General features: G+C 73.5%; 9 protein-coding genes and 1 pseudogene. 5 read left to right on the top strand and 5 right to left on the bottom strand.

Features of this window, described 5'->3' with window-relative positions; genetic code table 11:
• The first annotated feature begins 101 nt into the window (after window positions 1-101).
• Together BKD26_RS24785 and BKD26_RS24780 are read left to right on the top strand one after the other, a co-directional pair.
• Window positions 102-7,733 (top strand): type I polyketide synthase, encoded by a 7,632-nt coding sequence (locus BKD26_RS24785; protein WP_084902186.1) that lies wholly within the window; start codon window positions 102-104, stop codon window positions 7,731-7,733.
• A gap of 29 nt (window positions 7,734-7,762) precedes the next feature.
• Entirely contained in the window at window positions 7,763-9,205 is a 1,443-nt protein-coding gene (locus BKD26_RS24780) for a cytochrome P450 (RefSeq protein WP_143662707.1), read from the top strand.
• On the opposite strand, the gene BKD26_RS24775 is transcribed toward BKD26_RS24780, so the two are convergent.
• On the bottom strand, window positions 9,186-9,980 hold the full coding sequence (locus BKD26_RS24775; RefSeq protein ID WP_084902182.1) for a VOC family protein: 795 nt from the start codon (window positions 9,978-9,980) through the stop codon (window positions 9,186-9,188). The genes BKD26_RS24780 and BKD26_RS24775 overlap by 20 nt on opposite strands.
• 105 nt (window positions 9,981-10,085) lie before the next feature.
• Window positions 10,086-11,696, bottom strand: coding sequence for an FAD-binding oxidoreductase (locus BKD26_RS24770; RefSeq protein WP_084902179.1), 1,611 nt, complete (start codon window positions 11,694-11,696; stop codon window positions 10,086-10,088).
• Window positions 11,697-11,831: 135 nt separating this feature from the next.
• Here BKD26_RS24770 and BKD26_RS24765 point away from each other — a divergent pair, with 135 nt between their 5' ends.
• Window positions 11,832-12,350 (top strand): DUF2165 domain-containing protein, encoded by a 519-nt coding sequence (locus BKD26_RS24765; RefSeq protein ID WP_241518822.1) that lies wholly within the window; start codon window positions 11,832-11,834, stop codon window positions 12,348-12,350.
• A 4-nt stretch (window positions 12,351-12,354) separates the two neighbouring features.
• Here BKD26_RS24765 and BKD26_RS24760 read toward each other — a convergent pair whose 3' ends face one another.
• The gene (locus tag BKD26_RS24760) at window positions 12,355-13,917 is read right to left on the bottom strand and encodes a HAMP domain-containing sensor histidine kinase (protein ID WP_179166681.1); all 1,563 of its coding nucleotides are present in this window, start codon (window positions 13,915-13,917) and stop codon (window positions 12,355-12,357) included.
• 133 nt (window positions 13,918-14,050) lie between these two features.
• Window positions 14,051-14,131 (bottom strand): annotated as a pseudogene (locus BKD26_RS41530) (DNA-binding response regulator); the annotation flags it as partial.
• 393 nt (window positions 14,132-14,524) lie between these two features.
• Between BKD26_RS41530 and BKD26_RS24750 the strand changes: the two are divergent.
• Both BKD26_RS24750 and BKD26_RS24745 read left to right on the top strand, forming a co-directional pair.
• Window positions 14,525-15,466: a SulP family inorganic anion transporter gene (locus BKD26_RS24750; protein ID WP_084902174.1), complete on the top strand. Its 942-nt coding sequence runs from the start codon at window positions 14,525-14,527 to the stop codon at window positions 15,464-15,466.
• Window positions 15,467-15,620: 154 nt separating this feature from the next.
• Complete coding sequence (locus tag BKD26_RS24745) at window positions 15,621-16,964, top strand: nucleotide sugar dehydrogenase (RefSeq protein WP_084902172.1); 1,344 nt, start codon at window positions 15,621-15,623, stop codon at window positions 16,962-16,964.
• Window positions 16,965-16,999: 35 nt separating this feature from the next.
• Here BKD26_RS24745 and BKD26_RS24740 read toward each other — a convergent pair whose 3' ends face one another.
• Window positions 17,000-17,596 carry a Type-2Aa cytolytic delta-endotoxin gene (locus tag BKD26_RS24740; RefSeq protein WP_084902169.1) on the bottom strand — a complete coding sequence of 199 codons (597 nt, stop codon included), beginning with the start codon at window positions 17,594-17,596 and terminating at the stop codon, window positions 17,000-17,002.
• Window positions 17,597-18,028 lie beyond the last annotated feature (432 nt).

Raw genomic sequence — 18,028 nt, 5'->3', positions numbered from 1 at the left:
AGCCCGGCGTGTGCGCCGAACGCCTTCCGCCGACGGCCGTAGGTTGAAGATTCGAGGACTGTGATGCCCCACGGCCGTGTACTCCTACGGAAGGCATACTCATGGGATTTACCGACGTCGACGGTTCTGACGGTGCCGTGGCTGTGGTCGGTGTCGGATGCAGACTGCCGGGTGACATCAACGACTTGAGCGGCCTGTGGGGTGCTCTGCGGGACGGGCGGGATCTGGTCGGCCAGGTGCCGGACGACCGCTTCGACGTGCCGCGGTTCGTCGACAGGCGTACGCCGCGGCCCGGAAAGGCGTACACGGCCGCAGGTGGATTCCTTTCCGATGTCGCCGGATTCGACGCGGGCTATTTCGGCATCTCCCCCAGGGAGGCGGCGCAGTTGGACCCCCAGCACCGGCTGCTGCTGGAAATGGCGGTCGAGGCGCTGGACGACGCCGGAATCCCGGCCTCGTCACTCACCGGTTCGAATACCGGTGTGTTCATCGGAATGTCCGACCATTCGTACGGCACGCTGCAGCTCTCGCTGCCCGCCGGCGTGAACCCGTACACCATGGTCGGTGGCGCGGCCGCCCTCGGGGCCAACCGCCTGTCGCATTTCCTGGACGTACGCGGGCCCAGCATGGCGATCGACACGGCCTGCTCCTCCTCACTGGTGGCACTGGACCGGGCATGCCGCTTCCTGAAGGAGGGCGGCGGCCGTACGGTGCTGGCCGGTGGCGTCAACCTCCTGATCAGCCCTCTCTGTTACGTGGGTTTCTCCCAGGCGGGCATGCTGTCGCGGCGCGAGCGGTGTGCGGCGTTCTCCGCCGAGGCCGACGGTTTCGTACGCGCCGAGGGCGGGGGCGTGGTGGTCCTCAAGCGCCTGGCCGACGCCATGGCCGACGGCGACCGCGTCCACGCGGTGATCGCCGGCTCGGGCAGCAACTGTGACGGCAGGACGCAGGGCGTGGCGCTGCCCAGCGCGTCGGCGCAGGAGGAACTGCTGCGCTCCGTCTACGCGGAGGCGGGAGTGGACCCCGACGACCTGGTCTACTTCGAGGCACACGGCACGGGCACCCCGGCCGGTGACCCCGTCGAGGCCCGCGCCGTCGGCCACGCGCTGGGGCGGCGCCGCAGCGTGGGCTCGCTGCCGCTGGGCTCCGTCAAGTCGAACCTCGGGCACCTGGAGCCCGCGTCCGGCATGGCCGGCCTGTTCAAGGCCCTGCTCGTCCTCCGCCACGGGCACGTCCCCGCGTCCCTGCACGCCGCGCCGCTCCACCCGGACATCGACTTCCCCGGCCTGGGGCTCGCCCCGGCCGTCGAGCCCCACCCCGTCACGGTGACCGAGCGGTCCGCCGTGGGCGTGAACTCCTTCGGGTTCGGCGGTGCCAACGCCCACGTCGTCCTGACCCCTCCGCCCGCCGCCGCCCCGCTGCCCCGGCAGGCCACGGCACCGGACGGCGACCGGCCGCTGCCGGTGCTCGTCTCCGCGCGCTCGGCACAGGCGCTGCGCGAAGCGGCCGCCAGGGTGTCGGAGCGCCTCGCCACCGCCGACCCGGGCGAGTTCTACGACCTGGCCCACACCACGTGCCTCCGGCGGAGCGCGCACCCGCACCGCGCCGTCGTCCTGGCGAGCGGGGCCCGGGAGGCGGCGGCCCGGCTGACGCGACTGTTCCCGGGCGACGGCGACAGCAACGCCCCGGGCCGCACCGGCGAAGCCGCCGCCGGGGCCGTCGGCGAGACGACCGGAAACGGCACGGTGGCGTTCGTCTTCTCCGGCAACGGCTCGCAATGGCCCGGCATGGCCGCCGACCTCATGGCGCACGAACCGGTCTTCGCAGCCGCCGTCGACGAGGTGGACACGGCCCTCGCCCCCCACCTCGGATGGTCGGTGGCCAAACGGCTGGAGACCGGCGACCGCACCCACTGGCAGCGCACCGAGATCGCCCAGCCGATGCTGTTCACCGTGCAGGCCGGCCTGGTCGCCCTGCTGGCGGAGCGGGGCGTGCGCCCCTCCACCGTCATCGGGCACAGCGTCGGCGAAGTGGCCGCCGCCCACGCCGCCGGGGCGCTGGACCTGCCCTCCGCCGCACGCGTGATCGCCGAGCGCAGCCGCACCCAGGCCGCTACGGCGGGCAGCGGACGGATGGCCGCCGTGGGTCTCGGCGAGGCCGGCGTACGCGAGGTCCTCGCCGCGTACGAAGGGCGGCTGGAGGTCGCCGGGATCAACAGTGGCCGGGACGTCACCGTCGCCGGAGACCCCGAAGCCCTCGCCGCCCTCGGCGAGGAACTCGCCTCCCGCCAGGTCTTCTTCCGCGACCTGGGCCTCGACTACGCGTTCCACAGCCGCGCCATGGACGCGCTGCGCGAACCGCTCGCGCACGCCCTGACGGGCCTCGCCCCCACCGCGACACGGCTGCCGATGGTCTCCACCGTCACCGGCGAACCCGTCCCCGGCGAGGAACTGACCGCGGACTACTGGTGGCGCAACGTCCGCGAACACGTACGGTTCGCCCAGGCCGTCGACCGCGCCCTCGCCGACGGCGCCGACATCCTCCTCGAGATCGGCCCGCACCCGGTGCTGCGCCCCTACCTGCGGCGCGCCGCACACAGGACGTACGTACCGACGCTGCACCGCGACGCCGACGGCCCGGCCGGCCTGGCGGACGCCCTGGCGGCACTGCTCGCGGCGGGCGCCCGGGTGGACTGGGACCGCCACTTCCCGAGGCCCGCCCTCCCCGCCGACCTGCCGGCGTACCCGTGGCAGCGCGAACGCCACTGGAACGGCGCCCCCGAGAACTGGGCGCTGCGCACCGGCGGCAACGGCCGGATCGACCACCCGCTGCTCGGCGAGCGGATCCCCGCCCCGCAGCCCTTGTGGTCCGGCCAGGTGGACCCCTCCCTCGTCCCCTGGCTCGCCGACCACAAGGTGGCCGGGACCGTCGTCATGCCCGCGACCGGCTACGTCGAGATGGCCCTGGCGGCCGGGCGGCGCACCTTCGCCTCCCCGGCCGAGGTGGCGTACGTCCAGATCCACCGCCCCCTGGCGGTGCCGTGGCCCGACCCCGAGTCGCTGGGTACGCAGGTGGCGGTGACACCGGACGACGGAGTCCTCACGGTCACCAGCACCGACGCACGTGGCGACGAACCGCGCGTACACGTACGGGCCCAGGTGCGCGCCCTGCTCGGCGCGCGCCCCCGGTCGCTCGACGCCACCGCCGTACGCGACCGGTGCCAGCGCACCGTCAGCGGCATCGACCACTACCGGGCCTGCGACCGCGCGGGCCTGACCTACGGGACCGCCTTCCGCGTGCTCATGGACCTGCGGGTGGGCAGCGGCGAAGTGCTCGCCTCCTACCGGCACGAGGACAGCACCGCCGAGGAAAACCCCTACGAGGCCCACCCCGCCCTGCTGGACGGCGCGTTGCAGGCAGGAGCGCCCCTGCTGTACGACGACCCGGCCGCCAGGGCCGCCTACCTCCCGTCGGCCATCGGCGCCGTACGCGTCTGGCGCACCCCCTCCGCCACCGGCCTGGTGCACGTACGGGAGCGATCCCGTACCGCGGCCGAGGTCTGCTGGGACATCACCGTCACCGACGAGGACGGCACCGTCACCGTGGAGATGGCGGGCTGCCGGCTGCGGCGCCTCGCCGAGGCCGAGACGGCACCCGTCATGCTGCGCCACACCGTGCTGCGCGCCGCGCCCCGCCCCGACAGCCCCGCGCCGGTGTTCCCGCCGCTCACACCCTCCGGCATCGCGGCGGCGGCCGCCGAGCGGATCACCGCGCTGCGTACCGCCTGGCGGGAAACGCCCTACGAGGCGTTCGTCACCGCGTCGAAGGAAGGCCTCGCCCACCTCTGGGGCGACGTACTGAGCGGCTTCCTGCCCGAGCCGGGCGCGGCCTTCGACATGCGGACGCTCACGGCGGCCGGGCTCCAGATGCGCCATCGCCGCCTGGTCAAGCTGATGCTGCCCCTGATGGAGCGGCACGGCCTGCTGTCGTCCCTGCCGGACGGGCGGTGGCGGCTGACGACCGGCACCTTCCGCGCCGCCGAACTGCTGCGCGCGTTCGTGGCCGACCACCCGGCCTTCTGCTCCCAGGCGGCCCTCTACGCCCGGCGGGCACGGCACCTGGACGCGGTTCTGCGCGGCACCCGGGACCCTTTGGAGCTCCTGGCGTCCGACGGTTCCGCGTACGAACAGTCCTACGACCTCGCACCGGTGACCCGGTTCCACAACCGCGTCGCCCAGTCACTGGTGCGCGGCCTCGTCGAGGCGTGGCCGGGCGACCGGCCGCTGCGGGTCCTGGAGGTCGGCGCCGGGACCGGCGGCACCACGGCCGCTCTGCTGCCGTTCCTGCCGCCGGAGCGCACCCACTACACGTACACGGACGTCTCCGCCGCCTTCCTCACCCGCGCCGAACACCGCTTCGCCGCCTACGACTTCCTCCACTACCGCACCCTCGACCTCAACGCCGACCCCGGCTCGCAAGGCTTCACCGAAGGCGCCTTCGACCTGGTCGTGTCCGCGCACGCCCTGCACGCCACCACCGATGTGGCCGCCGCGCTGCGCCGGGTCCGGACCCTCCTGGCGCCGGGCGGACTGCTGCTGGCCCTGGAACCCCACGACACGGAACAGCTGAGCGCCGTCTTCGGCACCCTGGAGAGTTTCTGGCAGCGCGCCGACCAGCATCTGCGCCCGCACTCGATCCTGCTCGCCCGCGACCAGTGGCCACCGCTGCTGGAGGAGTGCGGCTTCACCGACGTCGTCCTCAGCGGCGACGACCGGCAGCCCACGCGCGACGACTACTCCGTCCTGCTCGCCGCGGCTCCGGCCGCCGAGGGGCCCGCCGCCCCGGCGCCGTCGCCCGCCCCGGACGGGCACACCGCCTGGATCGTCGCCGTCGAGAGCGAGCGGGAGACCGCGATGGGCCGTGCGGTCGCCGAACAGCTACGGCACGCGTCCTCCGAGGCCCCCGCCACCGTCACCACCCTCGTCGCCGACACCGCACCCGAGTCCTACGCCCGCCTGCTGACGACGGGCGCCCAGGGGGTGGCCCTCACCATCCTGTTCGCCGAACCGGAGACCGACCCGGCCCGTACGACCGCACAGGCCACCCGCAGGGCCGCCCTCCTGCGCGCCGTGGCCTCCGCCTGCCGGGACGACCTGCCCGAGGGCGTCACCGTCCGGCTCTGGCTCGTCACGCGGCCCAGCGGGCTGTTCCCCGCCCCGGAGAACCCCGCCTTCCCCGCTGACGCCCCCGTCTGGGGCATGGCCCGCTCCCTCGCCAACGAGCAGCCCGCGCTCGGCATCCGCCGCGTCAGCCTGGAGCGCTGCGGCGAACCGGACACCGATGCCCGGCGGCTGGCCGCCGAACTACTCGCTCCCGGTGACGAGGACGAGATCGTCCTCACCCGCAATGGCCGCTTCGTACCGCGCGAGACGCACACCCGGCCGGGCCTCGTACCGCAGACCACGCCCGTGACCGCGCCCGCGCCCGTGACCACGCCCGTGACCGCGCCCGCGCCCGTGACCGCGCCCGTGACCGCGCCCGCGCCCGTGACCGCGGCCGTTACGACGCCCGCGACCGCGCCCACCGACGCGTACACCCTCCGCGTGTGCGACCCCGGCCTCCACTACCGCCTCACCTGGCAGCGCACCACCCCCGTCCGGCCCGGCGCCGGACAGGTGGCCGTCGCCGTACGGGCAGCGGGGCTCAACTACCGTGACACGCTGAACGCGAACGGGCTGCTGCCACAGGAAGCGGTAGAGGGCACCCCCAGCGCGCAAGGCCCCGGCTTGGAGTGCGCCGGCGTCGTCACCGAGGTGGGCCCTGGTGTGACGCGATGGGCGGTGGGGGACCGGGTGTTCGGTCTCGCTCCCGCCGCGCTGGCCTCGCACACCGTCACCTCCGAGGAGGCCCTCGGCCGGATCCCCGACGGGATGGGCTTCGCGGAAGCGGCGACGCTCCCCGTCGTCCACGCCACCGTCCACCACAGCCTGCACCGCCTCGCCCGGCTCGCACCGGGGGAGACGGTGCTCGTCCACGGCGGCGCCGGAGGCATCGGCCTCGCCACCCTCCAGTACGCCCGCTCCTGCGGCGCCCGGGTGATCGCCACCGCGGGCAGCGAAGCCAAACGGGACTGGCTGCACGCCCTGGGCGTCGCACACGTCCTGGACTCCCGCAGCCTGGACTTCGCACCCGAGGTACGCCGGATCACCGACGGCGCCGGGGTCGACGTGGTCGTCAACTCCCTCGCCGGTGAGGCCATCGCCCGCAGCATGGACCTGTTGCGGCCGGGCGGACGCTTCATCGAACTCGGCAAACGCGACATCTACGAGAACAAGCCGCTGTCGCTGCGCCCCTTCAACCACAACATCGCCTTCTTCGGCGTCGACCTCAACACGCTGCCGCCCGAAGCACCCGGCAACGGCGCCCTGTTCGCCGAGGTGTCGGACCGCGTGGCGGCGGGAACGTACCGGCCGCTGCCGCACAGCGCCTACCCGGCCGCACGCGTCGACGAGGCCTTCCGCCTCCTCCAGCACTCCCGCCACATCGGCAAGGTCGTCGTCACGTTCGACCCCCTGGACGAGCCGGTCCAGGTGACCGCCGGAGGCGCGGCGCCCGCCCTCGACCCGTCCGGCACCTACCTCGTCACCGGCGGCCTGGGCGGCTTCGGTGCCGCGACCGCGACCCGGCTGGCCGACCTCGGGGCCCGGCACCTCGCCCTGGTGAGCAGGCGCGGCGACCGGGCCCCCGAAGCGGCCGCCGTCCTGGCACGCCTCACCGAGCGGGGCGTGACGGCCACCGCGTACGCGGCCGACGTCACCGACCCGGACGCCGTACGGCGGCTCCTGCGGGACATCGACGCCACCGGCCACGCGCTGCGCGGGCTGGTGCACTGCGCCATGCACCTGGACGATGCGCGCCTGACCGAGCTCACCGACGAGCGCGTCGGCGCCGTCCTGGCTCCCAAGACGACGGGCGGCGCCCTGCTGGACCTGCTCACCCGTGACCGGCCGCTGGACCTGTTCCTCGCGTACTCGTCGCTCACCGCCTCCCTCGGCAACATCACGCAGGCGCCCTACGCGGCCGGCAACGCCTATCTGGAAGCGCTCGCCCGGCACCGCAGGGCCGCCGGCCTGCCCGCCACGACGATCGCGTGGGGCGTCATCGGGGAGGCGGGGTACGTGGCCCGCCACGACATGGAGCAGTCCCTCGCACGAGCCGGAATGGTCCCCCTCACACCACGGGAGGCGTTCACCGCGGCCGGCGCTCTGCCGGCCGGCGAGACCGCCGTCGCCGGTGTCGAGCGCTGCGACTGGGCACGCGCCAAGGACCTGTTCCCGCTGCTCGCAGGCCCCCGCTTCCACCGGCTCGTGCCGGACGACACGGACGACACCAGCCGCCCCCACGCCGACGTGCTGCGGGAACTCGCGCGCATGGCACCGGACGACGCCGAGGCGGCCGTCACCGCCATGCTCGCCACCCTCCTGGCAGGCGTACTGCACATGAGCGGCGACGAACTGGACCCCCGTCGCCGCCTGGAGGACTACGGGCTGGACTCGCTCATGGGCGCCGAACTCCTCGTCGCCGTCCGCAACCGCTTCGACCTGCTCATCTCGCCCGCCGAACTCATGGGCAGCGGCCTGACGCTGGCCGACGTCGCCCGCCTCGTCCACCAGCGGCTGAGCCTGCGCCCCGACGACGGCGCGGAGGCCGGACGCGGTCCGGCGGGCCGGTGAACGCCGCCGTGACGCGTGAGGTGCGTGAGGTGCCCTGGGCCCCCGGACACCGGGGGCCGCTGGGCCACCTGCCGCTGCTGCGGCGCGGACTGCTGCCCGCACTTCTAAAGCTGGGCGCCGCCGGGCCCATGGTGCGGGCCCGACTGGGCACCACCACCGTGTACGTGGTGAGCGACGGTGACCTCACGCACGAGGTCCTGGCCGACCGGGCCGCCGCCTTCGGCCGCGAGCGAGTCGCCCGGGGAATGCGGGAGGCCATGGGGGACGGGCTGTTCACCGTCGAGGCGGAGATCCACCGAGAGCGCCGAAGGATCGTGCAGCCCGCGTTCGGACGTGCCTCCCTGGCCGCCACCGCGCCCCTGATGTGCCGGGTCGCGTCGGACGTCGCCGGGCAGTGGCCGGTGCGCACGGCGTTCGACGTGGGCGACGAGGCGCTGAAGCTGAGCACCGCTCTCACGGTACGTGCCCTGTTCCGCTCCGAGGCGTCGACGGAATGGGTGGCACGCCTCGTGGGCAGTGGGGCCATGCTGTCGAAAGGCACCCGGCTGCGGGGCGTCGCACCGCGGTGGTACTCCCGCGTGCCGACCCCCGGGAACCTCGCCTACCGGCGAGCGGTACGCCTGCTGCGGGAGGCCCTGGAGGCGCTGTACGCACACCACGCCCCGCCCGCCTGCGGCGGCGACCTGCTGAGCCTGCTGAACCGCGCCGCGTGCCCCGGCGAGGGGACGGCCGGCGAGGGAACACCCCGCGAGGGGACGGCCGACGAGGGGACACCCCCCGACGGAACACCCCGCGACGGAACCCCCGGCATCACGCGCGCGACGGTACTCGACGAGATGGCCACCTTCTTCCTGGCGGGCGTCGGCACCACGGGCCGGGCAGTGGCCTGGGCCTGCCACGAACTGGCCGCGAACCACCGCCTGGAGGAAGCCGTACAGCGCGAGGCCGACGCCCTGTTCCTCAGCGGCCGGCCCCTGCCGACGAGCGTCCTCGACGCCCTGCCTCTCACCAGCCGCGTCATCTCCGAGGTCCTCCGGCTCTATCCCGTCCCGGTGCTGCCCCGCGAAGCGCTGCGCGAGGTGACGGTCGGCGGCTTCCGCCTCCCGCGCGGAGCCGTGGTCGTCCTCAACCTGTACGCCATGCACCGCGACCCCGCCGTGTACCCCCACCCGTCCGCCTTCGACCCCGACCGCTGGTCACCCGACGCCCCGCACCCGGTGCCGCGCACCGCCTACCTGCCCTTCGGCGCGGCCGCGCACCGCTGCGTGGGCGCCCCGTTCACCTCCCTCGCCGCCCCGGTCGCCCTGGCGGCCATCGCCACCCGCTTCCGCCTCCGCCCTGCCGACCCCCACCGCCCGGTACGCGCGGTGGGCGGCGTCACGACGTTCCCCGACCGGCTGCTGATGACGGCGACCCCCCGTACCGGCGCGAACGGCCGGGCGGCCGGTCTGCTCAGCCCTGGGCGGGGGTGAGGACCACGAAGTCGGCCCCGGCCGGGTCGACGCAGACGGCGAGCCGTCCGACGTCCTGCGCGTCCTCGGGGCCCATCTGGATGGTGCCGCCCTTCTCCCTGACCTTGGCGACCGTCGCGTCGCAGTCGGTGGTGCCGAAGACGGGGTGCCAGTAGGGGCGGCCGCCGGTCAGGGCGAGCGCGTCGGGCGGAAGCTGCATCACACCGCCGTGCATACGCTCCGGAGGCAGGCCTGCCGGAGTGATCAGCGAGTACGTCCCACCGCCGCCCGGCAGCTCCATGTCCTGGGTCTGCCAGCCGAACAGGTTCGCGTAGAAGTCCTTGGCGGCGGCCGCGTCCGTCGTGTACAGCTCGATCCAGCCCAGGCTGCCCGGCCCGTCCACCGCCTCCACGCCCTTGGTCGACCCAGGCTGCCACACGGCGAACTGGCCCCCCTGCGGGTCGGTGTACTGGGCCATCCGGCCCTCGCCGTCGGCGTCCATCGGGGCGACCCGTACCGTGCCGCCCGAGCGCTGCACCGCTTCGGTCGTGGCGTCGGCGTCGGGCGTGCTGAAGTAGATCATCCAGGCCGAACGGGCGCCCTGCTCGGTGAGCTTCCCGAGCCCGGCGACCGTCCTGCCGTCCAGCTTGAAGAAGCCGTAGTCCCCCTCCTCCGGGGTGAACGGCTGGAACTCCCAGCCGAACACCGAGGCGTAGAAATCGGCCGCCGCCGGGACATCGGGCGCGCCGAGGTCGAGCCAGCAGGGGGAGCCGGGGGCGAAGTCAGTGGTGATCACGGCGCATGCCTCGTTTCGCGGGTGTCACGGAAATCGCGTACGGCAGCAGCGTGACACCCCCCACTGACATTCGCCCTCCGGGAGGGACGAACCGGTGAGAGGGCTTCAGAAGGTGTGGGTGTGGCGGAAGAGATGCCCGGGGTCGTACGTCGCCTTCACCTTCACCAGTCGGTCGATGTTCGCGCCGTAATAGGCACGGCGCCAGTCCCGCAGGGCAGGGTCGGTGTAGTTCTGGTACGCCTGGCCGCTCGCCCACGGCCGCATCACGTCGTACGTGGCGTCCAGCCAGGCCCGGTGACGGGCCACCGTGGCGGCGGGGGCGCGGTCGGGCCAGGAGACGATGTACTGGGCCAGGAAGAGCGCGTCGCGGTGGACGAACGCGGTGTCGGCCGCCCGGACCCGGTTCACCGCGCCGCCCATCGCGTCCAGCGCGACACTGCCCGCCCCGCCGCCGCTGAGCCGCGCCAGCTGTTCCACCCGGGCGATCAGCGCCTTGACGCCGTCGGCCGGAACGGGGCGTGTGTAGAAGTCGGAGCGCGCGGCGTACGACTCGCGCGCCACCCGGCCCTGCGGGGTGCGGCCCGGCAGGGTCCCCTTCTGGTGGGCCTGCGGGACGGTCATGCCGGACACCCCGCCCATCACCTTCATCGCGTCCATGAACGGGCGGGTACGGATCGACTCCGACGTGGGCGGCGCGCCGACGGCGCCGGCCAGCCGGTCGAGCCGGTTCTCCAGGTCCCGCCGGCCCGTCAGGGCCAGACCGCCGACGCGGACCGACCCGGGCCGCCCGCCCACCGGGGCGGCCAGATGGAGGTTGGCCCAGATCCCGTCCGGCGCGGTGGGAGCCCAGCGCTGCCACTCACGTACCACCGCGGCGGCACGCGACCATGTCCAGCGGAGGAAGAACGTGGTGCACTCCGGCGCCGCGTGCGTCCGCATCCGCATCTCGGTGACGACCCCGAACTGCGCGTTGCCGCCGCCGCGCAGCGCCCAGAACAGATCGGGGTCGCGGCGGGCGTCCACGTCCCGGATCCGGCCGTCGGCGGTCACGATCCTGGCGCCCGTCAGGCTGTCGCTGGTCAGCCCGTAGGCCCGGCTGACGACGCCGATACCACCGCCGAGCGCCAGACCGGCGACGCCCACCGTGGGACAGGACCCGGCCGGTACGGTCCGGCCACGGGCGGTCAACCGGTCGTAGACGTCGATGAGTTTCGCGCCCGCGCCGATCGTCGCGGTACCACCCGTCAGGGAGACGGACGCCATCCTCTGTACGTCGACGATCAGACCCGGCCCCGACGACCAGCCCGCGTACGAGTGCCCGCCGCTGCGCACCGCGACCGGCACCCCGTGCCGGCGGGCGAACTCCAGGCAGCCGCGCACGTCCTCGGGCCGGGCGCAGTAGGCGATCCCGGCCGGGCGCACGGCGTCGAAGCGGGGGTTGAACAACGTACGGGCCACGTCGTAGTCGCGGTCGCCCGGCCGGACCAGCGTCCCGTCCAGTCCCTTGGCCAGCGCCGCCCAGTCCGCCGGGCGGGGCGCGCCCGGCGCCCTGCCCGCCGTACCGGTTCCCGCGCCCGACGCCCGGGTGCCCGCCACCCCCGTGAGGAACGCCCCGGAGAGGGCGGCGCCGGCACCGGCGCCCAGAAGGCGACGACGGCTCGGCCCGCCGCCCGGTTCCGTTCGCGTGCCGCTTCCCGGTGTCGTCGTCCGGTCCATCGTCCGTTCCCCCACTGCTGTGTTGACCTGTCGCAGGGAGGATGATGTGAACCAGCGGCAAGAGGTTGCGCGCGACCACCCAACCATTGAGAGGGATTTGACGTGGCAGGCACCACCGAACGTACCGACAGCCCACTGGACCGGCTCCTATCGCTCGGCACCCTCGCCGTCGCGGCGGCCGCGCTGACGGGGACCGTGGCGCTGTCCATGGTTCTGGTGGCCTTCGGCAACATCACGGACTTCGGGTCCAACCAGCAGTTCGTCCAGCACGTCCTGGCCATGGACACCACGTTCAAGGACCCGCAATTGATGTGGCGGGCGATCACCTCGCCCGCCCTCCAGAACGCGGCGTACCTCGCCATCATCGTCTGGGAGGTCCTCACCGCGTCCGTCCTCGTGGTCGCCACCTGGCTCTGGGCGGTGGGGCTGCGGCGGAGAGCCTACGACCGTGCCCGCCGGGCGAGCACCGCCGGCCTGGTGATGGTCCTGCTGCTGTTCGGGCTCGGCTTCTTCGGCATCGGCGGAGAGTGGTTCGTCATGTGGCAGTCCTCGGACTGGAACGGGCTGGACTCGGCACTGCGTTACGTCGTACTGGCGGCGTTCGCCCTGATCGTGGTCCACCTTCCGGCCGCGCGCCCCGACCGGCCGGCGTAGGCGGTCAGAGCCTTCCCGGGTCGGTGGAGCGCGGCCGGGAGACGGTGTGCCTGGTACGGAGACGCGGCACGGGGACGGTCCTCCGGGCGGGCCACTGCCTCACCGCCTCGACCAGCCCCGGAGCCGGCCCGGTCCCACTGCCGCGTGACGGGATCGAGGGCAGCCTGACCACCGCGTCGATGCCGCCCCGGGAGGCCTCTTCCAGGGCGGCGTTGCCGCCGCAGGCGGCCGCGAGCCGCCGCACCAGGGAGAGACCGATTCCGCTGCCCACCTCGGTCGATCCCGGTGCGCGCCAGAACCGGTCGAAGGCGCGTGCACGCTGTTCGGGAGGCATCCCGGGGCCTTCGTCGATCACATGCAACTCGGCCCACACCGGCCGGTGTTCGCGAGGGGACCTGCGTACCGGGCGGGGGAGCCGGCGGTCCACCAGCACCACGGACCCGGGAGGCGACGCCCGCAGGGCGTTGGACAGCAGGTTGTCCAGGATCTGTTCCACGGCACCCGGCACGGCGAGGGCCTGCCCGGCGTGCTCCACCCCCAGCGCCAGCCGGCAGCCCCGCGCCTCGAACACGGGGGTCCAGGTCCGTAAGCGGTCGAGAGCGACGCGGTCGAGATCCACGGGCACGCGCATGACGGCCTTCTCGTCGAGCCGGGCCATCGCCAGCAGCCCCTCGACCATACGAGCCAGGCGTTCGGTCTCCGTCATCGCCGCCGTCAGGCCGCTCCTGGCGTGGACGGCCACGTCGGGCTCCAGGTTGTCCAGCCGCAGCCGCAGCCGGAGCGCGGCCAGCGGCGTCTTGAGCTGGTGGGAGGCCTCGCCGGCGAAGGCGCGCTGCGATTCCAGCAGGTGCTCCAGGCGAGCGGCCGTCTCGTTGAAGGTGACCGCGAGCCTGCGTACCTCCGGCGGGCCGGTCGGCGTGGCCAGGGTCGCCCGTACGGGGAGGTCGCCTTCGGCCAGGCGGGCCGTGGCCCGCTCCAGTTCCAGGATGGGCCGGCTCGTCCAGCGGGCCAGCCCGAACGCCACCCCCGCCACGGCCGCCAGCGCCAGCAGCCCCACCCCGGCCAGGGTCAGCCACACCCCGTGGATCCGCTCCCGCACCGTGTCCGTGGGAAGGGTGACGCGTACGGCCCCGAAGCGGGAGGCGCCCAGCGGCACCGGCGCCGCGGCGGCCGGCACACGCACCCCGCCGCTCACCGTCCGGGTGCGTACGTCGATGGCGGCTCGCCCGCGCAACGCGGACCGTACCTCCCGCCGGCCGGCCATGTCCCGGGCCTCGTCCGGCGCCAGGGACCGGGAGGAGGCGGTGAGGCGGCCCCTCGCGTCGAAGACGAACACCTCTCCGCCGATGCGTTGGGCGCAGTGCGCCACACGGTCGTTCAGGGCCTCGGTCCGGTTTCCTTCGAGGGAGACCGCCGCGTACGCCGCGAGCGACTCCGCCTCGTCCTCGGCGGCCTGGGTGGCGCGCTGTTGCTCGGCCCGGCTGTAAACGATGCCCAAAGGCACCTCCAGGCACAGTAGAACCAGCAGGGCCACCGTCAGGTAGCTCAGGAGCAGGCGTCGGGTCATGGCGGGCCCCGCCCGTCAGCCCTGCGACGCCGGGACGACGAGGCGGAACCCCACCCCTCGTACCGTATGGATCCAGCCGAAGTCCCCCAGCTTGCGCCGCAGCGCCGCCACATGGACGTCTCGCCACGCGTCCGACCGTGAGTCCGTAGCGGGAGAGCCCCTCGGCCAGTGGTTCGGCGATCGTCTCGTCGTCCTCGATGAGCAGCACCCGCATGAGTCGTTCCCGTCCTTCCGGTTCACACCGGCGCACAACTCGCCGCACGGCGCCCGGAATGCGTCAACACCGGTTCTCGAACCGCCTGTTCGGATTCCGCACCGTACAGCAGGACCCGTCGCCACACGCCGCCACTTCCGCTCTTCGAGCGATAGCTCACAGATTCCGGCGGCGAAAATCTGGGCGGCTGCTGGGCTCGTCCTGACCAAACGCCGGCCTTCGCCTGGAAGACGACTTCCTAGAGTCGTCCGCACGGTCCGCAGGCACGGCACGGCCCCGCAACGCATCGCAACATCGCAACGCAACGCATCGCGTGTGCCCGGTTGTCTGCGGCGTTCGTCGACCAGGAGGACACATGCAGGCCCTTCTCGACCACGCCCGTTCCACCGTCAGGTGGCCGACGCCGGTGACACCTACCGGCGCCTCGCCGACGGCCAGTCCTCCCCGTCCCCACCCCGGCAGCGCGCCCGGCACGCCCGCCCCACCGGCCGTTCCACCACGCCCACCTCCGACCCCGCCCCCAGCCCCGCGCCGGCTCCCGGTCTCGCCGCCGAACTGCGCGGCGTGCGCATCGGTACGGAGGTCACCGCCTCGTTCGTCGTCTTCCTGGTCGCCCTGCCGCTGTGCATCGGCATCGCCGTCGCCTCCGGCGCGCCGCCCGAGCTGGGCATCGTCTCCGGCATCGTGGGCGGCCTCGTGGTCGGCCTCATGCGCGGCAGTGCGCTCCAGGTGAGCGGCCCCGCCGCGGGCCTCGCGGCACTGGTGGCCGAAGCCGTGCTGAAGCACGGGCCGGCCATGCTCGGAATCATCGTCACGGTCAGCGGCCTGCTCCAGATCGCCCTCGCGATCATCCGGCTGGGCCGCATGTTCCAGGCCATCTCGGATCACCACCCTCGCCATCTTCGGTACGGCACTGCTGGAAGGCGTACTGATCGGCCCGCGGCAGGGACCCTGCTGGCCGTGCTGCGCATGTCGCGGACGACCGTGCGGCGGACGAGCGACGGGGAAACGGCGAAGCTGACCATCGCCGGCAGCGCCACCTTCGTCAGGCTCCCGCAGCTGCTGGAGGCGCTGGAGGCCCTCGAAGCGCTCGCAACCGCCGGGACGCCCCGTATCCGCCTCGACCTGACGGCCATGACACACCTGGACCACGCCTGCCGGACGCAGATCGACGAGTTCGTCGCCCAGCAGCGCGAAACCGGGACCGTACGGGTCGAACTCCTGCTGCCGAACGGCGCCGACACGGCCGGCGGCGGTGGAGGCGGCCCGGCCCTCGACAAGGACGGGGACCAGGAAGGCGACGGATTCACCTGGTTCACCGGCACCAGGGGCTGACCCCGGCACCCGCCACCCGGACCCGTCAGCCCTCAGCCGTCACCCGTCTGCCCGGGACCGGTGGACCGGCGGTATCGGCGACCGCAAGCTGGCGTTTCCACGTACGGAGCGGCAGCAGGTCCTGCTGGTATCGCCGGGGTGTCGGGAGAGTCACGTGCGGGTCGCCATCGTTGGGCAGGGTTATGTCGGAGTGACCGGGGCCGTCGCCCTCGCCCGGCAGGGGCACCATGTGACGGGCATCGAGCGCGAGCCGGCCCGGCTGGCCTCGCTGGAGGCGGGGCGCACGCCGGTGTCCGAGCCGGGTCTGCAACAGGAGCTGTCGCTGGCGAGGGAGACCGGGCGGCTCACCTTCGCGTCCGACCTGGCGCACACGCACCTCAGACAGCCCTTCGAGGTCGTCCTGATCACCGTGGGGACACCGCCCGACGAGACCGGGGCCGCGGACCTGTCACAAGTGACGTCGGCCCTCGCGGCCGTGGCGGCCCTGCTGCCGCCACCGGCCGTGGTGCTGAAGTCCACGGTGCCGCCCGGCACCAGCGCCCGGCTCCTCCAGGCCCATCCGCAGATGCGCGACCGCTACGCCTACAACCCCGAGTTCCTGAACCAGGGCAGTGCCCTGGACGACTGGACCACCCCGTCCCGGACGGTGGTGGGCCTCTGGTCGCCGGGCGCGCTGCCGGTGCTCCACCAGTTGTACGGGGAGCAGACGTGCCCCTGGGTGGTGACCACGCCCGACACCGCCGAGATGATCAAGTACGCCGGCAACACCTTCCTCGCCATGAAGATCAGTTTCGCGAACGAGTTCGCACGACTGTGCGCCGCGCCGGACCTCAACATCGACAAGGTGATGCAGGGCGCGGGCCTCGATCCGCGTATCGGGCACGCCTTCCTCCAGCCGGGGCTCGGCTTCGGCGATTCGTGCCTCCCCAAGGACACCGAGGCACTGGCGCACTGGGCGGCCGGCCGCGGCGTGGCCACGCCTCTCCTCGACGCGACCATCGCCGTCAACCGCGCCCAGCCCGGACTCGTGCGCGACGTGCTCCGTGAGGAGCTGGGCGAGCAGCTCGCCGACTGCGAGATCGCCGTCCTCGGAGCCCGCTACGAGCCGTGGAGCGACGACATGCGGGCGGCGCCCAGCCGGGTCCTCGTGCCCCAGCTGGTCGCCGAGGCGGCGGCCGTACGCATCTGGGACCCGGCCACGGACCCCGAACACCTGCAACGGCTGTTTCCGGGCGCCCGACCGTGCCCTGAACTGCGCGCCGCCGTCCAGGGCGCCCGGGCGGCGGTCGTCCTCACCGAGTGGCCGGAGACCATCGAGGCCGACTGGTCCCTGATGGCCGCCAGAATGGCGCCGCCCGCGGTCGTCGTGGACGGGAAGAACTGCCTGCTTCCCGAACGGCTGGCCGGCCTGCCCCTCACGTACCGCAGCATCGGCAACCGCCTCCCCGACCGCGTCACCGCCCCCGCCGAGGCGCCGCGCCCCGCGACGAGCGCGTAGGCACGGCGCCGCCCCGGCGGCCGTATCCCTCCCGATCAGCCGGCGGACGGCAGCTTCCGCTGCACGGTGATGGCGTTGAGACGGATCGTGTACTGGGCGGTGTCCTCGACCGTCAGGGTCCTGACCTCCTCCGGGCTCAGAGCAACCGTCACATTGGCACAGAAGGCGACGGCGTACAGGGAGTCGTCGGTCTCCTCGTCCTGGAGGGCGAACAACACGTTGTAGTAGTAGCTCGTGTTGTCCGGGTCCTCCCGGTAGAAGGAGAGGTGGGTGCCCGTCTGCCCGTGCAGTCCCACGAAGGCGTCGGTGAGCGCCTGCTCGACCTTCTCCCAGAAGGCGGGGTTCGCGAACGGCTGCGGAAGGGCCTGGCGTACGGCCTCCCTGAGGGAGAGGACCATCACGCTGACGGGAGCCGTCTCCTGCAGACCCCAGCCGCGAATGATCTTCACGGTCGAGCTGTCCGGGATACCGCTCGCCGCCCGGCTGATCTCACCGAAGTCGAAATCCACCGTCGCCGGGGCGATCGCGTGCTGGAACCTGGCCTCGACGCCCTGCGCCTGCTCCATGAAGGACGACCCCACCTCGAAGACCGGCCTGAAGGTCGTCTTCTCGGTGGCGATCCGGTCAACCATGGCTGCTCCTAGCATGTCGAAAGTGATCGCGCCCGGTCGGTCAGTATGCCGTTCACCCGAACGCCCGATGCACGGGCACCCGATTCAGCCCCCAGGCACGCCGTCCTGGGGCACGCCGGCCCCTCGTGTACGTCGGCCTGCGGGGCCACGCCGGCCGCTCGGCTACGCCGGCCTGCGGGGCACACCGGCCGCGTGCACGCCGAGCTTGGGCGCGCCGGCCGCTCGGGGGCCCTGGCCGCGTGCACGCCGAGCTTGGGCAGGTTGGCCGCGTGCACGCGGAGTGGGCGCGCCGGCCGCTCGGGCACACCGGCCGCTCGGGTACGTCGGCTTGGGGCACGCCCGACTCGGGCGCGCCGGCCTCGGGCGCGTCGGGCTGCTAGGCCGTGTTTTAGATCGGGTTCCGATCCACGCCTCATGCCGTGATGATCAAGA

This window comes from Streptomyces sp. CB03238, from assembly GCF_002099185.1.
GTDB lineage: Bacteria > Actinomycetota > Actinomycetes > Streptomycetales > Streptomycetaceae > Streptomyces.
The sequence above is the reverse complement of the archived record's forward strand: the minus strand, read 5'-3'. Positions and strand labels throughout refer to the sequence as shown.